The 2,618-nt window shown below is 42.9% G+C and carries 3 protein-coding genes; 2 read left to right on the top strand and 1 reads right to left on the bottom strand.

Going from position 1 to position 2,618, the window contains the following annotated elements:
- Both ACTHJT_RS00190 and ACTHJT_RS00185 read left to right on the top strand, forming a co-directional pair.
- Nucleotides 1–1,010: beta-ketoacyl-[acyl-carrier-protein] synthase family protein (locus tag ACTHJT_RS00190; RefSeq protein ID WP_440235513.1), on the top strand; the 1,010-nt coding region annotated here is incomplete at its 5' end.
- Nucleotides 1,011–1,018: 8 nt separating this feature from the next.
- Complete coding sequence (locus tag ACTHJT_RS00185) at nucleotides 1,019–2,053, top strand: beta-ketoacyl synthase chain length factor (RefSeq protein WP_440235512.1); 1,035 nt, start codon at nucleotides 1,019–1,021, stop codon at nucleotides 2,051–2,053.
- Here the strand turns inward: ACTHJT_RS00185 and ACTHJT_RS00180 are convergent, their stop codons facing one another.
- Complete coding sequence (locus ACTHJT_RS00180) at nucleotides 2,054–2,593, bottom strand: YceI family protein (RefSeq protein WP_440235511.1); 540 nt, start codon at nucleotides 2,591–2,593, stop codon at nucleotides 2,054–2,056.
- Nucleotides 2,594–2,618 lie beyond the last annotated feature (25 nt).

Below are 2,618 nucleotides of genomic sequence, written 5' to 3'. Positions count from 1 at the left end.
AAGATCAGCTGCGTGTTTCTTTTCCAGGTATTACACGCACCAGCCTGCTGGCACAGTATGCCTTTGAACAGGCCATTGCCGACAGTAATCTTTCTGCGGAAGATCTTTCTGATGAAGCAACCGCGTTTATTACCGGTAATACTGTTGGCGGCATGTGCCTGACCGATGAGTTGTATAACGATGCCAATAAGCGTTCTGCGAATTCACCTTATGTTTCTTCCTATGATCTCGGCTCAGTAACGATTTATTTACAGGAACTGCATAAGATGCGCGGCATTTGCAACACCATTAATACGGCTTGCTCTTCTTCCGCCAATGCCATCATGTATGGGGCCAGGCTTTTAAAACATGGCAAGGCCAAACGTGCCATCGTTGGCGGTGTAGACAGTCTGGCCAAATTCACCATCAACGGGTTTAACGCACTCCATATTCTTTCTTCTCAGCAATGCAAACCGTTTGACCAGGACCGTTCCGGTTTGAATCTTGGTGAAGGCGCAGCTTTTCTCATACTGGAGCGTGAAGAAGATTGTATACAGAAAAAAAAATACGCCATTCTTTCCGGCTATTCCAATGCAAACGATGCCTATCATGCGTCATCGTTATCGGATACAGGTGAGGGTCCGTACGCAGCTATGACAGAAGCGTTGAAGAACGCTCAACTGCAGCCTGCTGATATCAGTTTCATCAATGCACACGGCACAGGTACCGAAAACAATGACCTGGTAGAAGGCATTGCTATGAAACGAATCTTTGAAAAAGTTCCTCCGTTTGCATCTTCCAAATCCAATACAGGGCATACACTTGGTGCTGCCGGAGCCATTGAAGCAGTATACAGCATTCTTTCCATTCAGCACCAGGAATTATATCCTTCGTTGCATTTCACTCATCCGATTGATACGCTGGAATTGGAGCCTTTACGGACTTTTCAAAAAAGTATGGTAAGGCATGTCATGTCCAATTCATTTGGCTTCGCAGGCAATTGCAGTTCTCTCATCTTCTCCGAAATATAAATACCGGCATGTTTTATATTCATCAGTCATCCTGCATCTCCGCACAAAAAGCTTTTTCTGATTCATCAGAAACTTCGCTTACAGAGTCTATAAACAACAAACTCTACGCGTGTGGTTCAAATTATGACATGATCCCTCCCAATACCTTACGCCGCCTTGGCAAAGCAGTAAAAATGGGTATTGCAACCGGTATGCAGATTATTGCACAGCAACCGGTTGACGGTATTGTAATCGGCACAGCCAACGGCGGACTTGAAGACTGTATCAAATTCCTGAACCAGGTAATCGAGTTTGAAGAAGGACGTTTGACTCCAACAAACTTTGTACAGAGCACAACCAATGCCATTGCCGGACAATTGGGAATCATGACCGCAAATAAAGGTTATAATATTACGCATGTACACCGCGGACTCGCATTTGAAAATGCATTGATTGATACAGAGATGCTGCTGCAGGAAAATCCGGAACGTTCTTACCTGATCGGCGGTGTAGATGAAATCTCCGAATACAATTATACCATTGATACACTTGCCGGCTGTTATAAAAAAGAAGATGTATCAAACAAAGATCTCTTACATACAGCTTCCGCAGGAAGCATGGCCGGCGAGGGTGCCGCGATGTTTCTTGTCAGTAACTCAAAAGAAAACGCACAGGCCTCTATCCGTGCCATCAAAACACTGCATGCAGCTGAGTTGAATGCTGTTGAGAAAACTATCCAGGATTTTATTCAGGAACATGTAAGTGGTAAAGAAAAGATAGATCTGATTCTTTCGGGTAAAAATGGTGATAACCGCCTGGATGCATATTATGAAAAATGCCTCGGCCTCTTGCCGGCAAATACACCTGTAGGCTATTACAAACAATTGACGGGTGAATTTTCTACTGCTACGGCAGTGGCATTGTGGATCGCAGTGAAACTGCTCACCACAAACCGTCTGAATGCTTTATTAGAAATTCCTGAAACACTGCAACCAGAAAATATTCTGCTTTACAATACCTGCAGAGGGAATCAGCACAGTCTGATCCTGATCTCGAAGCCGTAATTATTTCGTCGTGGTAATTTTTATCGCGACCTGCACCTCATCTGCCATCGTCATACTTTTACCGCCAACGCCATAATCCAATCTGTTTAAAGTAACAGTACCTTCAAACACCCCTGTTGCAGCCGTATAAGTAAAAGGAATTTTTATATCTTTTGTCACATTTTTAATTGTCAGTTTACCTTCAGCAATCAAACTTCCCGAAGTAGTTTTAAGAATCTGTGTGCTTTCGAATGAAATTTTCGGATATTTCTCAACGTCAAAAAATTCTTCCTTTTTCAAATGCTTATCACGCGCTTCGATGCCTGTATTGATGGTTGCCGTTTCGATCGTGGCTTTAATGGAACTAGGCGCGCCGGCCGATTCGTTAAAATCTATACTGGTTTCAAATTTGGTAAAACTGCCATCTACACCAATACCCGCATTTTTTATTTTAAAGGCTACGGAGCTTTTTGTATAATCCGGCTTCAATAAAAAGGACATGCTCAAAGCGACTAAAACTGCAATGGCCGCTGCTATTGATATTTTCGTTACAATTTTCATAATATTTTAATGTTAGCTGTTATAT

The organism is Cytophaga sp. (assembly GCF_051961495.1).
Classification (GTDB): domain Bacteria; phylum Bacteroidota; class Bacteroidia; order Cytophagales; family Cytophagaceae; genus Cytophaga.
The sequence above is the reverse complement of the archived record's forward strand: the minus strand, read 5'-3'. Positions and strand labels throughout refer to the sequence as shown.

Bases quoted from the DNA above. Each gene is read 5' to 3' on its own strand.
- ACTHJT_RS00185 (WP_440235512.1), top strand. From the start codon at position 1,019: ATGTTTTATATTCATCAGTCATCCTGCATCTCCGCACAAAAAGCTTTT.
- ACTHJT_RS00180 (WP_440235511.1), bottom strand. From the start codon at position 2,593: ATGAAAATTGTAACGAAAATATCAATAGCAGCGGCCATTGCAGTTTTA.